13 protein-coding genes and 1 pseudogene are annotated in these 14,799 nt (G+C 67.0%); 7 read left to right on the top strand and 7 right to left on the bottom strand.

The genetic code is table 11. The features are described 5' to 3' along the window. Positions 1 to 291 precede the first annotated feature (291 nt). A pseudogene (gene ftsH, locus FOE78_RS04045) lies at positions 292 to 2,349 on the bottom strand (ATP-dependent zinc metalloprotease FtsH); the annotation flags it as partial. 303 nt (positions 2,350 to 2,652) lie between these two features. Beyond that, a complete protein-coding gene (gene hpt / locus FOE78_RS04040; RefSeq protein WP_143985178.1) occupies positions 2,653 to 3,204 on the bottom strand; it encodes a hypoxanthine phosphoribosyltransferase in 552 nt (183 codons plus the stop codon). A 596-nt stretch (positions 3,205 to 3,800) separates the two neighbouring features. On the opposite strand from hpt, the gene FOE78_RS04035 reads away from it, so the two are divergent. The 3 genes from FOE78_RS04035 to FOE78_RS04025 all read left to right on the top strand — a co-directional run bounded on the left by FOE78_RS04035 (position 3,801) and on the right by FOE78_RS04025 (position 5,751). Beyond that, the gene (locus FOE78_RS04035) at positions 3,801 to 4,373 is read left to right on the top strand and encodes a DinB family protein (protein ID WP_143985177.1); all 573 of its coding nucleotides are present in this window, start codon (positions 3,801 to 3,803) and stop codon (positions 4,371 to 4,373) included. A gap of 1 nt (position 4,374) precedes the next feature. After that, a complete protein-coding gene (locus tag FOE78_RS04030) occupies positions 4,375 to 5,142 on the top strand; it encodes a class I SAM-dependent methyltransferase (protein WP_143985176.1) in 768 nt (255 codons plus the stop codon). Between the two features lie 114 nt (positions 5,143 to 5,256). After that, entirely contained in the window at positions 5,257 to 5,751 is a 495-nt protein-coding gene (locus FOE78_RS04025; RefSeq protein WP_168207367.1) for a pyridoxamine 5'-phosphate oxidase family protein, read from the top strand. An 84-nt stretch (positions 5,752 to 5,835) separates the two neighbouring features. Here the strand turns inward: FOE78_RS04025 and tilS are convergent, their stop codons facing one another. After that, positions 5,836 to 6,882, bottom strand: coding sequence for a tRNA lysidine(34) synthetase TilS (tilS, locus tag FOE78_RS04020; RefSeq protein WP_143985174.1), 1,047 nt, complete (start codon positions 6,880 to 6,882; stop codon positions 5,836 to 5,838). Between the two features lie 36 nt (positions 6,883 to 6,918). Continuing rightward, positions 6,919 to 8,001 (bottom strand): zinc-dependent metalloprotease, encoded by a 1,083-nt coding sequence (locus FOE78_RS04015; protein ID WP_228266033.1) that lies wholly within the window; start codon positions 7,999 to 8,001, stop codon positions 6,919 to 6,921. A gap of 111 nt (positions 8,002 to 8,112) precedes the next feature. On the opposite strand from FOE78_RS04015, the gene FOE78_RS04010 reads away from it, so the two are divergent. Next, positions 8,113 to 8,622 (top strand): DinB family protein, encoded by a 510-nt coding sequence (locus FOE78_RS04010; RefSeq protein ID WP_143985173.1) that lies wholly within the window; start codon positions 8,113 to 8,115, stop codon positions 8,620 to 8,622. Positions 8,623 to 8,755: 133 nt separating this feature from the next. Further along, positions 8,756 to 10,762: a glycosyltransferase gene (locus tag FOE78_RS04005; protein WP_168207366.1), complete on the top strand. Its 2,007-nt coding sequence runs from the start codon at positions 8,756 to 8,758 to the stop codon at positions 10,760 to 10,762. A 30-nt stretch (positions 10,763 to 10,792) separates the two neighbouring features. On the opposite strand, the gene dacB is transcribed toward FOE78_RS04005, so the two are convergent. Further along, complete coding sequence (dacB, locus tag FOE78_RS04000) at positions 10,793 to 12,304, bottom strand: D-alanyl-D-alanine carboxypeptidase/D-alanyl-D-alanine endopeptidase (RefSeq protein ID WP_168207365.1); 1,512 nt, start codon at positions 12,302 to 12,304, stop codon at positions 10,793 to 10,795. 308 nt (positions 12,305 to 12,612) lie between these two features. On the opposite strand from dacB, the gene FOE78_RS03995 reads away from it, so the two are divergent. After that, the gene (locus FOE78_RS03995) at positions 12,613 to 13,149 is read left to right on the top strand and encodes an inorganic diphosphatase (protein ID WP_323125721.1); all 537 of its coding nucleotides are present in this window, start codon (positions 12,613 to 12,615) and stop codon (positions 13,147 to 13,149) included. A gap of 7 nt (positions 13,150 to 13,156) precedes the next feature. Further along, on the top strand, positions 13,157 to 14,185 hold the full coding sequence (locus FOE78_RS03990) for a TRM11 family SAM-dependent methyltransferase (protein WP_143985170.1): 1,029 nt from the start codon (positions 13,157 to 13,159) through the stop codon (positions 14,183 to 14,185). On the opposite strand, the gene FOE78_RS03985 is transcribed toward FOE78_RS03990, so the two are convergent. Both FOE78_RS03985 and FOE78_RS24385 read right to left on the bottom strand, forming a co-directional pair. Continuing rightward, on the bottom strand, positions 14,151 to 14,594 hold the full coding sequence (locus tag FOE78_RS03985; protein WP_143985169.1) for a hypothetical protein: 444 nt from the start codon (positions 14,592 to 14,594) through the stop codon (positions 14,151 to 14,153). The two genes, FOE78_RS03990 and FOE78_RS03985, sit on opposite strands and share 35 nt — an antisense overlap. Positions 14,595 to 14,675: 81 nt before the next feature. Next, positions 14,676 to 14,798 (bottom strand): hypothetical protein, encoded by a 123-nt coding sequence (locus FOE78_RS24385; protein ID WP_266095006.1) that lies wholly within the window; start codon positions 14,796 to 14,798, stop codon positions 14,676 to 14,678. Between the last annotated feature and the right edge of the window lies 1 nt (position 14,799).

Below are 14,799 nucleotides of genomic sequence, written 5' to 3'. Positions count from 1 at the left end.
GTCCTGCGCCGGTCGGCCGAATGCCTCCGGCGTGTACTGACCCTGCGGGTAGGAACCGGAGCCGTAGGAGCCCTGCCCGTATTGATCTTGCCCGAACTGATCTTGACCGTACTGGCCCTGCCCGTATTGATCTTGAACCGGTTGGCTCTGATCGTACGAGGACTGGCCGTATTGGGCCTGACCCTGTTGATCTTGACCGAATTGATCTTGGGCGAATTGATCTTGCCCATACCGATCTTGACCGTACTGGTTCGGACCGAAGTGACCCTGCCCGTGTCCGCCGTAACCCGGCGTGCTCGGGATGTCCGGACCCGGCGCGGTGGGGCCGCTGCCGTGGTGCCCCGGACCACCGCCGGGAAGACCCGGCGGAGTCGGCTGATGGCCCGGCGGTAGACCGTCGGTGCTCGGCACCGGACCGGGAATGCCGGGACGCTGGCCGTTCTGATTCTGCGGCGGCTTCACCGGCGGCAGCGACGAGGGCTTGCGGGTCGGCGAACCGGTCCACGGCGGGCGTGCCGGACGCACCTTCAGCGGCTTGAACACCTCGGCCACCTGACGCCGATCCAAGGTCTCCTTCTCGAACAGGGCCCGGACCAGGGCATCGAGCACCTCGCGGTTCTCGTTCAGGATGTCGAAGGCTTCCTGGTGTGCGTTGTTGATCAACAACGACACCTCGGAATCGACCACTCCGGCAACCTCCTCGGAGAAGTCGCGGCCACTGCCGTAATCCCTGCCCAGGAAGGGTTCCGAGTCACCCGAGCCGTACTTGACCGCACCCAGCCGCTCGGTCATGCCGTACTGGGTGACCATCGCACGGGCCAACCCGCTGGCCTTCTCGATGTCGTTGCTGGCGCCGGTGGTCGGGTTGTGCAGGACGAGCTCCTCGGCCGCACGACCACCCATCATGTAGGCGAGCTGATCCAGCAACTCGGCACGCGAATTGGAGTACTTGTCCTGCTCGGGCAGCACCATGGTGTAGCCGAGCGCGCGACCGCGCGGCAGGATGGTGACCTTCTGCACCGGGTCGGTGCCCGGCAGCGCCGCCGCCACCAGAGCGTGTCCGCCCTCGTGGTACGCGGTGATCAACTTCTCCTTCTCGTCCATCAACCGGCTGCGCTTCTGCGGGCCGGCAACGACCCGGTCGATCGCCTCGTCCAGGAAGCTGTTGGTGATCACCTGCACGTTGGAACGCGCGGTCAGCAGTGCGGCCTCGTTCAGCACGTTGGCCAGGTCGGCGCCGGTGAAGCCCGGGGTCCGCCGCGCCACCGTGACCAGATCGACGCTGGGGTCGATCGGCTTGCCCTGCGCGTGCACCTTGAGGATCTCGAAACGGCCCTTCAGATCCGGCGCCTCGACGGAGATCTGCCGATCGAACCGTCCCGGCCGCAGCAGCGCCGGGTCCAGAACATCGGGACGGTTGGTGGCGGCGATCAAGATCACGCCACCACGTACGTCGAAGCCGTCCATCTCGACCAGCAGCTGGTTCAGCGTCTGTTCGCGCTCGTCGTGGCCGCCGCCCATGCCAGCGCCGCGGTGCCGACCGACGGCGTCGATCTCGTCGATGAAGACGATCGCCGGGGCGTTCTCCTTGGCCTGCTCGAACAGGTCGCGCACCCGGGAGGCGCCGACACCGACGAACATCTCCACGAAGTCAGAACCGGAGATCGAGTAGAACGGCACTCCGGCCTCGCCCGCTACCGCGCGGGCCAGCAGGGTTTTGCCGGTGCCGGGCGGTCCGTACAACAGGACGCCCTTGGGGATCTTCGCTCCGACGGCCTGGAACTTGGCCGGCTCGGCCAGGAACTCCTTGATCTCCTCCAGTTCCTCGATCGCCTCGTCCACACCGGCCACGTCGTGGAAGGTGGTCTTCGGGGTGTCCTTGTTGGCGATCTTGGCCCGCGACTTGCCGAACTGCATCACGCCACGGCCGCCGCCGCCCTGCATCGAGTTGATGAAGAAGAAGAAGAGGACGCCCAGAAGCAGGAACGGGATCAGCGTGCCCAGCATGCTGGAGAAGAAGCCGGGGGTCGGGTTGCGGCCGACCCAGTTGTCCAGGGTCTTGTTGTCGTACCGCTTCTGCAGATCGGCCGCCAACTGCGAACCCTGGTCGCCGACCCAGACGGCCTCGACCTTGCTGCCGTCGTCCTTGACGATCTGGATCTTCTGATCGCCGTCGACGAGAGTCACCTGCTTGAGGTGCTCGGTGCCCTGGACGAGCGCGACGGCCTGCGAGGTCGGGACCTCCTTGTAGCCGTCGCTGCGATTCACCACCTCGACGATGATGGCGATACCGATGATGACCACGACGAACCACAACAAGGGGCCGCGGAGTATGCGCTTGACGTTCATGACCTGCCTTGTCGGTTCTTAATCGGACGTCCTGCTCGTGGGGTCGCAGCCGCGCCCGGTCTGATCAGTTCCGGCTACGCCGAGTTGATCTGTTCCGGCGGCGCCGGGTTGGGGCGCGACTGGTCGACGAAGACACACTCCGCCTGATTTTCGGATCATCCGACCGTACACGGTGCCTAAGGCTAGCCGGTCTTGCCAACTGGACCGATGGGCGGCCGCGAAGGGTACTCGGGTCGGACGCCGATCGCGGGCGAAACCCGCCCGGCTCAGGGTGGAAATCGGTGGTTTGAGGGTCGGCGGCGGTCAGCTGTAGATGTGCGGCGACAGGGTGCCGACCGAGGTGAGGTTGCGGTAGCGGCCGTCGTAATCCAACCCGTACCCGACGACGAACTCGTTCGGGATGTCGAAGCCGACCCAGCGCACGTCCACGTCGCTCTTGGCCGCTTCGGGCTTGCGGAACATGGTCATGATCTCCAGGCTCGCCGGTCCGCGCGAACGCAGATTGCTGACCAGGTACGACAGGGTCAGACCGGTGTCGATGATGTCCTCGACGATCAGTACGTGCCGATCGGCGATGTCGGTGTTCAGGTCCTTGAGGATGCGGACCACGCCCGAGGACTGAGTGCCGGAGCCGTAGGAGGAGATGGCCATCCAGTCCATCTCGCAGTGGATGGTCAGCGCCCGGGACAGGTCGGCCATCACCATCACCGCACCACTCAGGACGCCGACCAGGAGTAGGTCCTTGTCCTTGTACTCCTGATCGATCTCGGCCGACACTTCCTTCAGCCGGGCCGAGAGATCCTCGGGGGTGTACAGGACCTGCGTCAGTTCATTGCCGACGTGCGCGTCATCCACGGCGTCAGATTAGCGGTCCGTTTGAGTGCCGCTGCCACCCGTCTTGCGTGCGCAGGTTGCGTTCCGGGTGGCGACTACCGGAGCCCGTACCCCCGCCGTGGTCCCGCCATCGCTGGCACCTCGCTCCGACTCCTCCGCATGATGCGGAGTCGGTCTCGCGCTGGCGCGCTCGACGGGTCGTTCATCGCTGATTCGAGACCTTGCGCGGCGCCAACGGTCTGAGCGCTCGTCGGGGTTCGGGTCTCGTAGACGGACCGCCGCTCGGCGTCGTTCGGAACGACGTTTTCCCGCCCGCGGCCGCCAGACGCCGCGATCGAACGGTCCGGAGCCGGACGTTTCCCACCCGGAGCGGGCAAACGACGCGGTACCCCGACCGAATCCCGTCCGTTTCCCACCCGGAGTGGACAAACGACCCAGCGAGCCCGATCGAACCCCGGACCTTTCCCACCCGCAGTTGCCAAACGACGCCAGCTGCCGGGTCCGTCCCGAGCGTCTCCGACCCATGGGCACCCAGGGACACCCGGTCGAGCCGAGAGCGGCGCTGCAGATCGCGATATCGGATTGCCGAGGCACAGCAACACCGGTTGGGTGGCGGTATGAGTGATGAATCGCCGGCGGGGTATGCGGGGTTGTGGCTGCCGCCGGAACGGGATCCGCGGCCGAACCGGAGCACGCCGGACGGGGAACTCGCCACCTATCGCGACTATCTGCGGCAGTACCGGCTCACCCTCGAGCTGAAGTGTCAGGACCTGACGCCGGAGCAGCTGGCAACCGCTAGCGTGCCGCCGAGCAACCTGTCACTGCTCGGGCTGGTCCGACACATGGCGGCCGTCGAGGACGGTTGGTTCGTCCGGGTGCTGCAGGGGCAGTGGGATCGGCCGCGGATGTATCGCAGCGAATCCGATCACGACCTCGACTTCAACGGCGCGGCCGGCACCGAGGAGTGCCGCGATGACGCGTTCGCGACCTGGCATCGGGTGATCACGAACGCCGAGACCTGGCTGGGGACCAGATCCGACGACAGTCTCGGCGAACGCGTCCGCCTGCCCGACGGCGGCGAGTCCGCCAGTGTCCGCGACATCCTCGTACATCTGATTGAGGAGTACGCCCGGCATTGTGGCCACGCAGACCTGCTTCGGGAGTGCATCGACGGCCGTACGGGGTTGTGACGTGACCGATGATCCGTTCGGTGATCCCCGGCTGGCCGCGTTGTACGACGCGGACAACCCGGCCGGCGAAGATCACGACTACTTCCGCCGGACGGCCGGCCGGGCCGGCGTCCGCAGAATTGTTGATCTTGGTTGCGGCACCGGGCTGCTGACCGTGACGCTGGCCGGCCCGGATCGTACGGTGCTGGGAATCGACCCGTCGCGAACCATGTTGGACCTCGCCAAGGCCCGGCCCGGACATGATCAGGTGATCTGGCAGTACGGCGATGCCAGTGTGCTGGACGCGTTGCTGCACCCCGGCTCGGTCGATCTGGTGATCATGTCCGGCAACACCGCCCAGCACATCGTCGGCGCGGATTGGCACCGTACGTTGCGATCGGTCGCGCGAGTCCTCCGACCGGGCGGAGTGCTGACCTTCGAGACCCGCAATCCGACCGCTCGGGCCTGGGAGTCCTGGTCAGCGGAGAACACCATGGCCACTCGCGATACCGATCATGGTCCGCTGACCGAATGGCTCGAGATCACCGCGGTCACCGGCTTCGACGACGGCAACGGCGGCCAGCTGACGTTTGCGGCGCACAACGTCTTCGAGGCCACCGGCGAGCACGTCGTCTTCACTACTGTGCTGGCCTTTCGGACGCGTACGGAGTTGACCGCCGACCTGGCCGATGCCGGGCTGCGGATCGAATCAATCGCCGGCGGTTGGCGGAACGAACCACTGACCGACACCAGCCGGTTGTTGGTGGTGACCGCAACCCGTTCCGGTTGAGGCCGCGACCGGACTGGTGGCCTTCAGCCGCGTTCGGTGATGACATCGCAACCTCCACTTGGCCCGATCGCTCCCGGACGACGGCAGGATGGAAGGCGACATGGAGGTTGGGCGATGATCACCATCGATTCGCAGCGCGCGTCCTGGCAGGAATTCAGCGAGATCGTGGCCAGGCTGAACTATCTGGTGCTGGCCACCGCGGACGACGACGGGCTGCCCTGGGCGTCGCCGGTGTTCTTCCGGATGAACGAGATCGGCGACGTCTTCTGGGTGTCCGCGCCCGGGAGCAGGCATTCGAGCAACATCGCTGCCCGGGACGCGGTCGCGGCCACCGTCTTCGACTCGACCGCGCCGGTCGGTGCCGCGTCGGCGGCATACCTCGTCGGACACGCGTCCCTGGTTCATCACGCCGGGATCGCCGAGGGGCTGGGGACGCTCAACCGCGGATTGCCCGAGCCGAACCAGCTGGACGAGCTCGAGGTGACCGGCGCCGGGAAGCTGCGCATCTTTCGGATGCGGGTGACCGACCGGTGGATCCTGGTCCGCGGCAGTGACCCGCGCACCGAGACCGAAGTGGACGCGCGGATCCCGGTCGAACCGCCGCACTGATCCGGTCCGAGCGGTAAGAACGTCGGAGCAGATGGCCCGAACCCCCGGCGATCGGTGGGGTAGATCCCATCTGCTCCGACGTTCTTACCGCCGAGGAGTTGAACCTGCGGCCGACGCCAGCAGATCTCCGGCGCGGCGGCAGACCGTCATCCCCGGCAACTGGACCTGGCGCTGACCGTGCCAGTCGATGATCAACGACTCGACCGCACGAACATGCTGCAGCGCGATGTCGCGGGCACCACAATCGAGCAACCAGCGTTTGATCACCCGGCCCCGCAACGCCGGCTCGGCGGCTGCGAGGATCGGGCAGTTGAGCGCCGGACCAACCGGGACCTTCCGCGATCCGCGGTTCGCGGAAGGCACCTCGTCGTTGATCACCTCCAGGTTGGGCGGCTGGGGCCCGGCGGTGGCAGCCGCGTGGAGTTCCTCGGCCAACCGGTCCAGCAGATCGGCATCGGCGCGGGCCAGTTCGGCGGTTCGGGCCAGGGCTTCGGCGACACCGGGACCAAGATCATTCTCCAGACTCGGCAGCACTCGCTGTCGCAGTCGGGAGCGGGTGAACCGGGGATCGCTGTTGTGCGGATCGTTCCAGACCTCAAGGCCGAGTTCGACGCAACAAGCCTGCGTTGTAGCTCGATGCACCCCGAGCAGGGGACGAACCCTGCGACCTGATCGCGGCGCCATCCCCGCCAGTGACCGGACACCGGATCCGCGGGCCAGGCCCAGCAGTACGGTCTCGGCCTGATCATCCAGAGTGTGGCCGAGGAACAGATCCGCGTTGCGTTCGGCTGCTTCTGCTTCCAGCACTCGATAGCGAGCAGTACGTGCATCGGCTTCCGGCCCGGCGTCCGGGGTCAACTCGACCCGTCGAAGCACGACGTCGGGATAGCCGAACCGTAGTAGTTGATCTTGAACCAGGCGGGCTCGCTCCGCCGACCCAGCCTGCAGTCCGTGATCAACAGTGACCGCCGAGTGGTCGAGGCCGAGCTTGCGGGCGACCTCGGCGACTGCGAAGGCCAGGGCGAGCGAATCGCCGCCGCCGGAGACGGCGGCGACGATCGGGCGTTCGGCCATCGCGCGTACGGCTTGGACGACCTGCAGCGTCGCGGGGCCGAGTGCCTTACGAGCCATGGTTCGTGCTGAAGGAGTTACGGTCCTTCGACAAGCTCAGGATCCCTTGGGCGAGGTGCCGTGGACCCGCTTGACCCAAAGTGACGGGTCGGCGATCTCGGCCGGCGTCGGCAGTGTCTGCGGCCCGATCCACACCCGGTTGAAGCCGTCCATGCCGACGGCGTCGATGACCTGGTTGCAGAATTTCGCGCCGTCCCGGTACTGCCGCATCTTCGCGTCCAGACCGAGCAGCTTGCGTACCAGCCGATCGATGCCCTGCGCCTGCCGGCGTACATTGAACCGGGCTCGGATGGTATCCACCGACGGCACCACGCTCGGCCCGACGCTGTCCATCACTACATCCGCGTGCCCCTCGAGCAGACTCATCACCGCGGTGATCCGTTCCACCGTCTCCCGCTGGGCCGGCGTCTGCACCAGATCGACGATCGAGATCTCCTGGTTGCCGCGGATCGCCTCCCCGACCTTGCCGACCGCGTTCTTGATCATCTCCAGCACGACGCCCGGTTCCAGGTCGGTGGTGCCGACGATCTGTTCCACCTGGTCATTGAGGTATTCGCGCAACCACGGCACCGCGGTGAACTGCACCCGGTGGGTCTCCTCGTGCAGGCAGACCCACAGCCGGAAGTCGGCCGGATCGAGTTTGAGCTCGCGTTCCACCATCACCACGTTCGGTGCGACCAGGAGCAGCCGGCCGCCCGCCTCCCCCGGCTCGCCGGGATAGAACGGGTCGAACTGACCGAGGATCTTCGGTGCCAGATAGCTCAGCAGCGCGCCGACCTCGGCGCCGCTCACCCGCGAGCTGACCTGCTGCAGCTGGGCGCCGCCGCGAGTGGCCGCCAGCCGCTGACTTGCGCGGACGTTCAGCGGTTCCATGATCGTCTTGAAGGCGTCGGCGTTCGCCTGGATCCAGCCCGGCCGATCGACCACCAGCACCGGCGCGGTGGCGCTCGGCACGGTCAGTCCGGTCACCTGCTGCACGTAGGTCTCGGCACGTTCGGCGGCATCGCGCAGCTCCGCAACCGCGGACAACGCACCCTCCATCGAGATCTCCGGGCCGGGCTTGACCAGTTTGCGGGCGGTCTTGACCGCGACGTTCCAGTCGACCATCGCTGTACTCATGCCCGGAACTCTATGCGGTCGATGGTCAGTGAACCCGCCGGTCGCGACCCTGAGCCGACCCCCGTGATGGCGCACCGTGGGATTGCCGCGGCGCGATGAAAGCATGGCGCCATGGATGAGCAGTGCGAACACTGTGGATTCGACTACGGTTCGGTCGCTTCCGCCACGGCCGCCAGGGCGATTCGCTTCGAGGCCGGAGAGCTGGCCGACCGACTCGCCCACTCCGATCCGGTTGCGGTGACGCGTCGTCCAGGTGGCGAATGGTCGGCACTGGAATACGGCGGGCACGTTCGTGATGTGCTGCTCGTGCAGCGCGAACGCGTACTCGCTGCGAGACTCCATTCCGGTCACACCATCATCCCGATGGGCCGCGATGAACGCGTCGAATGGCGCGAGTACGAGGGTATCGATGCCGGCCAGCTCGAGGCCGAGATCCGCATGACCGCCGACTGGCTGGCGCGTTCTCTCGAGGCGATGGACGAGGACGACTGGTCTCGTACCGTTGTCTACAACTATCCCCAGCCGGCCACCAAGACGTTGCGATGGCTAGCCGCCCACACCGTTCACGAGTTGGTGCATCACCGCCAGGACGTCGAGCGGCTCCTCGACCAGTCCCGCTGATCGCGCCGACCTCGCGGGTTTCCGCCCATCTGACGCGGCGGCCTTCTACGATGTGGCCCGACGGCACGCCTGCCATCGGGGGATGCTCCGGCCATCGGAGAAGGCGGCGGCCGGATCGGGGGAGCAGGACCGCATGCAGGACGGATCGCAATCAGTGATCGGCGTCGTGGTGGTGAACTACGGCTCGACCGGGCTGCTGAGACGCAACCTGGCCGGATTGGCCGGCGTACCGGGTTGCCGGGTCGTGGTGGTGGACAACTATTCCGGTGAGGCCGAACGTGACCGGGTCGCCGAACTGTGTCACGAGCTCGGCTGGACCGCGGTGCTGTTGGACACCAACGCCGGCTTCGGCGCGGGAGTGAATGCCGGGCTCGCGGCTGCCCGCCGGGCCGGTGCGGACGCGTACCTGTTGATCAACCCGGATGCAACGATCGATTCAGACACGCTGGCTGCCTTTCATGATCATGTACGCGCGCATCCGCTGGACCTGGTTGCACCCAAGGTCCTGCGCCCGGACGGCAGCACTTGGTCGGCGGGGATGGCAGTGGAGTTGCCGACGGGCAGGATGCGCGGGCGACCTGGGTTGCGCGACATTCGTCGGCATGAATCAGCCTGGGTCAGCGGCGCGTGCCTGGCGTTCTCCGAGACATTGCGGCAACGGGTCGGCGGCATGCCCGACGGCTACTTCCTTTACTGGGAAGACGTTGACTTCAGCCTGCGCGTCCGTCGGGTCGGTGGCCGGCCGGTAGTCCGCGAGGACCTCGTGGTCACCCACAGCGAGGGCGGCACCCAACGCGATGATCATGACCGCCGGCTGTCCAACCGCTACTACTTCTACAACTGCCGCAATCGGCTGGTCTTCGCGTCCCGGCAGCTCGGCCGTCGGCAGCGGTTGAACTGGATGATCACGACTCCGCGCGAGAGCTGGCTGATCTTGCTCCGCGGTGGTCGACGACAGCTGTTGCACTCCCCCGCCCCACTGATCGCCAGCGTTGCCGGATCGTTGGCAGGGTTGGGAATCGCGGCCCGCTCGATGCGATCCCCCGTGCGTCGAGACGGGATATCCGATACCGCGGAGCCGGCCCTTCGACGAGCTCAGGAACCTCGGGTGGAGGATGCGGATGCGAGTCCGATCGTCGCGCTGATGTCGTTTCCGGCGACGCCGCCCAAGGCCAACCCGTACCGGCTGTTGCTCGAACGCGGATTGCGCAAGGCACCCGGGTTGAAGATCAAGTACTTCTCCTGGCGAACCGCGCTGCTGGGCGACTACGACGTGTTTCACGTGCACTGGCCGGAGATTCTGCTGGAAGGAAGTACGCCTGCGAAGACGGCGGCCCGGCGGGTGCTGTTCGCGATCTTCCTGGCCCGGATGCGGATCCGGCGGATCGCGATCGTGCGCACGATGCACAACCTCGAATTGCCCAGCGGCATCGACCCGATCGAGGTCGCGTTGCTTCGGGCCGCGGAACGTCAGACCGCCGTCTGGATCCGGTTGAACACGAGCACCGAGTTGCCTGCCGGCCGGCCGGGAGTCACCGTGCTGCACGGTCACTACCGGGACTGGTACGGCAGCCAGCAGAAGTCGACCATGGTCGCCGGTCGGATCGTGTTCTACGGGCTGGTCCGCCGCTACAAGGGTGTTCCGGCGTTGGTGCGGGCCTTCACCGAGAGCCCCGACCCAACCCTCAGCCTGGAGGTGCTGGGCCGTCCGTCGACGACCGAGTTGGCCGACGAGATCATCCAGGCGGCCGGCAAGGACCAGCGCGTCCGGCTGCGGCTGGAGTTCGTCGAGGATCCCGAACTGGTACGAGGGGTGACCGAGGCCGAGCTGGTGGTACTGCCGTACGCCGAGATGCACAACTCGGCCGCGGTGTTGACCGCGCTGTCGCTGGATCGTCCGGTGCTGGTGCCCGACAACGAGGTCAACCACAAGCTCGCCGCCGAGGTCGGGCCCGGTTGGGTGCACACCTACTCCGGGCCGATCAGTGCCCAGACGATCACTGCCGCGCTGAGCGACCTCCGGCAGCATCCGCCCGCCGACTGGCCGGATCTGGAACAACGGGACTGGGATCTGGGCGGCCTGCAGCACGCGGACGCCTACCGGCTGGCCCGCCGGTGGGTTCACCGCCGACGACAGTGAACCGGGGATCATGTGTCGCCCGCCGGCGCCTCAGCTGCGACAGCCGCAGGTGGCGACGGCGGCGGAGACCCGGTCCAGCCAGGCGACCGAGGCCCAGTCGTTCTTGGGTTGGTTGACCACGAAGGCGTACACCAGCAGCTCGCCGTCGCGGGTGTAGCTGTACCCGGCCAGGGAGTGGACCTGGCTGAGGGTGCCGGTCTTGGCCCGGACCAGTCCGCGACCGCCGGCCGCCGCCGACTGGCTGAAGCGGTAGTGCAGGCTGCCTTCGACACCGGCCACCGGCAGCCCGGTCATCAACGGACTCAACCGCGGCTGCTTGCCGGACACCGCGAGATCGATCACCCTGACCAGTTGGTCGGCCGAGACCCGGTTGCTGCGGGACAGGCCACTGCCGTCGTAGGTGTGGGTGCTGCCCACCCAGGCGCCGAGCTTGCCGAGAGTTTTCCGTACGGTGGCGACGCCGCTGGTGATCGAACCGTCGCCGCCGGCGGCCAGTGAGGCCTGCCGCAGCAGCACCTCGGTGGCGTCGTTGTCGCTGGCCATCAGCAACCGTTCGACGATCTTCTCCAGCGACAGCGACTCGACCGCGGCGACCTGGTTGTCGGCGGCACCGGCGACCTTGGCGTTGACGTCGGTCGTCGTCACGGTGCTGACCTTGATGCCCCGCTTCGTCAGCTGCGCGGCGAACAGATTGGCCGCGGACTTGGCCGGATCGCTCTGCCGAGGCCCCTCGGCTCCGTACAGCCGGCCCTCGTCGGCCCACAACGCCGAGGTCGGGGTGACGACGTCGGCGTACCCGGTCGGCCAGTGCGGATTCCACGCCGGCCCGGCGAACAGTGATGCGTCGTAGCCGAGCTTGACCGAGGTCAGCCCGGCCTTCTTCAACCGCTTCGCAGTGGCCGCCGACAGGCTCTCCAGCGATGACTGGCCGGGATCCGTGACGCGGTCGGCGTCACCGGCCAGATAGGGGTCGCCGCCGCCGATCAGCACGATGCTGCCGGTCATCTTCTTCTTACTAGCGGTCGTCTTGGCGCCGGTTGTCGGCGTCGGACCGGCAGAGGCGGGATCGGCGGCCGGTGTCGGCAGCGGTGCGGTGGCGACGACCTTGGTGGTGAAGCGGTGCTGCGGGCCGAGCAGCTGCAGCGCGGTCGCGGAGGTGAGCAGCTTGTTGGTCGAGGCCGGGATCAACGCCGAGTCAGCACCGCTGCCGTAGAGCAGCTTGCCGGTCTGGCCGGACAACACCGCCGCGCTGACCTTGCCGCCCGACTTTCCGGCGCCGGCGATCCGGCGGGCGAGTTCGGCGGCGTCGGTGGCGCGAGCGGAGTCGACGGCGGCAAGCACCGGATCAAGGCTTGCCGCTGCGGACGGTGTCGGCGTGCTCGACGGGGTTGCGCTCGGGCTCGGTGTAACCGACTGTTCGCCGGCCGCTGCGGTGCCCGGATGCGACGGTCGTAGCACACCGGTCGCGGCCACCGTCACTGCGGCCGCCGCCACCGCGGCGGCCGTCGTCACCACCAGCACCCGTCGCTTGCCCACCGCCACCTCGATTCCCGTGTGTTCGCCGGACCGGGCTCGGCACCGAAAGAACCGGCTCAACGTACGCTCTCCGACGGCTCGACGTCCTGCCGCCATGAGTGAGAGTGCTCACAGTAACCGCCCGCAGTCCCGGACGCGTTCGTACCAGTCGGCCCGGTGGCGTTACGCTCAGGGCTTGCCGACGCAAATTCCTCGACACCGTCGTCGTTGTTCAGGAACCACCCATGTTCCTGACGCGCGGCGGAAGAGTAAGGCGAGCGATGTCGTACAACGCCCGCCAGGCGACAAGGAAAGGGCCCAGATCCGTGACCGGACTGAATCAAGGCGCATCACCATCGGTTCCGACCAAGCCGCTGAGCGGGTTGACCTTCGACGTCACGGTGGAGATCCCCAAGGGCCAGAAGAACAAGTACGAAGTCGATCATGAAACCGGCCGGATCCGACTCGATCGGACCCTGTTCACGTCCACTCAATACCCGGCCGACTACGGCTTCATCGAGGACACTCTGGGCCAGGACGGCGATCCGCTGGACGCGTTGGTGCTGGTCTCCGAGCCGACCTTCCCGGGCTGCCTGATCAAGTGCCGCGCGATCGCGATGTTCCGGATGCGGGACGAGAAGGGCGAGGACGACAAGGTGCTGTGCGTGCCGGCCGGTGATCAGCGTCGTGATCATCTACGCGACGTGACCGACGTCCGGCAGTACAACCTGCTCGAGATCGAGCACTTCTTCACCGTCTACAAGGACCTCGAGCCGGGCAAGTCGGTCGAGGGTTCCAGCTGGACCGGCGTCGAGGAGGCAGAGGCCGAGGTGCTGGCGAGCTTCGAGCGGGCCAAGACCGAGGGCCACTGAGCCTGCGGTGAGCCCGAACCAGCGCTATTTGATCTTGGTCGCGCCGGCCGCCAACCGGGTGTTCGCCGGACAGGCGGCCGACTTGGCCGCCGCCGAGTTGGAGATCTGTGCCAGCGCAGCCTCCTTGCAGGTAAGCGACATCGGCAACCGCGAGCTGGCCGGGATCGACTACCTCGGATTCGAACTCGCGGCCGCGCAAGATGCGCGCTGGCTGCACACGATCGCCGGACTGTCGTCGACGTACGCGATCTTCGAGTTGGTGGACGGTGACCTGCTGCGTCCGCTGGAGTTGATCAACACCGACCGGTTCTCCGACGACCTGGTGACCATCCCCAAGTATCAGGGCAAGACCAACGAGCAGTTCACCCGGATGATGGTCAACGTGACGGCAGCCGCCGTGCGTCGGCGGTCCGGTGCGGCCGACGAACGGCTGCAGTTGCTCGATCCGCTGTGCGGTCGCGGCACCACGCTGAGTGTCGGGCTGATGCTCGGCTACGACGTGGCCGGGGTCGAATCACAGCAGAAATCCGTCGAGGCCTACGCGGCCTTCCTGAAGAGTTACCTGCGGCGCAAGCGCATCAAGCACAAGGCCGACTTCAATCCTGTACGCCGTGAGGGCCGCAGCCTGGGCCGCCGACTGCAGGTCGAGGTGACGCCGCCGACCGGCGGTCCGGCGCAGCAGTTGACCGTCTTCACCGGCGACACCCGGCAGTCGGCCGCGCTCTACGGCAAGCGCAAATTCGATCTCGTCGTCACCGATGCTCCGTACGGAGTGGTGCACGACAGCCCGGGCAAGGGCAAGTCCGGATCGGCCGCACAACTGCTGTCGGAGGCGATCGGCGTCTGGGCCGGGCAGCTGAAGAGCGGCGGCGCGCTCGGGCTGAGCTGGAACACGTACCGGATCGGCCGCGAAGAACTCTCCTCGATCATGATCAACAACGGTCTGGAGCCGCTGAACGACGGGCCCTATCTGCGCTTCGCGCACCGGGTCGACGCGTCGATCAACCGCGACATCCTGGTCGGTCGCCGGAGCTGAGCTCGGCGCCGGATCCGGGCAGAGCGTCCTGGCCTTGCCGGGCTTTTCGTTGCGCGATCATGAACAGCACGGCGCCGAGGACGAAGGCCGCGGGCACCCACCACCGGTCCGCGTCGATGCTGCCGCCGACACTCACCCGGTAGCCGAGGTAGCCGATGCCGGCCAGTCCACGCGCCAAGGCCAGCAGACCGACCAAGATCAACATCCACCGCCGTCCCCAGAGGGCGATCGCGGCCGCAACGAGCAGGCCGCCGATCACCGCGATGCCATAGTCCGCCGTTCGGCCGACAACGTGCGGCAGATCGACCGGCAGGCGGCCACGGCCCGACCAGGCAACCAAGATCATCTGCAGGGCGGCGAAGATCACCGTCCAGAGGGCTGCGACGATTCGGGTCGGGGTGAAGTTCACGTCGCTGACGCTAGGTCGCACTCGGCGATCGGAATATCGGCGAAATCCCCCACCGATTCCCCGAACCATCCCCTGGCACGATCAGTCGAACAACTCCTGCGGCCGGAACGAGACCGGGAACGGGCTGATCAACTCGACCAGCTCAGCACCGGAGCTGGCAGCTGCCTCAACGTACTTCCCGTCGACGAGTGCCCATGCCTGCACA

Source organism: Microlunatus elymi (assembly GCF_007362775.1).
Classification (GTDB): domain Bacteria; phylum Actinomycetota; class Actinomycetes; order Propionibacteriales; family Propionibacteriaceae; genus Microlunatus; species Microlunatus elymi.
Note: the sequence above shows the minus strand (reverse complement) of the source record. Positions and strands in the feature narration are given on the sequence as shown.

Coding starts and splice junctions, on each gene's coding strand:
- FOE78_RS04035 (WP_143985177.1), top strand. CDS start 3,801: ATGAGTGATGAATCGCCGGCGGGGTATGCGGGGTTGTGGCTGCCGCCG.
- FOE78_RS04025 (WP_168207367.1), top strand. CDS start 5,257: ATGATCACCATCGATTCGCAGCGCGCGTCCTGGCAGGAATTCAGCGAG.
- tilS (WP_143985174.1), bottom strand. CDS start 6,882: ATGGCTCGTAAGGCACTCGGCCCCGCGACGCTGCAGGTCGTCCAAGCC.
- FOE78_RS04015 (WP_228266033.1), bottom strand. CDS start 8,001: ATGAGTACAGCGATGGTCGACTGGAACGTCGCGGTCAAGACCGCCCGC.
- FOE78_RS04010 (WP_143985173.1), top strand. CDS start 8,113: ATGGATGAGCAGTGCGAACACTGTGGATTCGACTACGGTTCGGTCGCT.
- FOE78_RS04005 (WP_168207366.1), top strand. CDS start 8,756: ATGCAGGACGGATCGCAATCAGTGATCGGCGTCGTGGTGGTGAACTAC.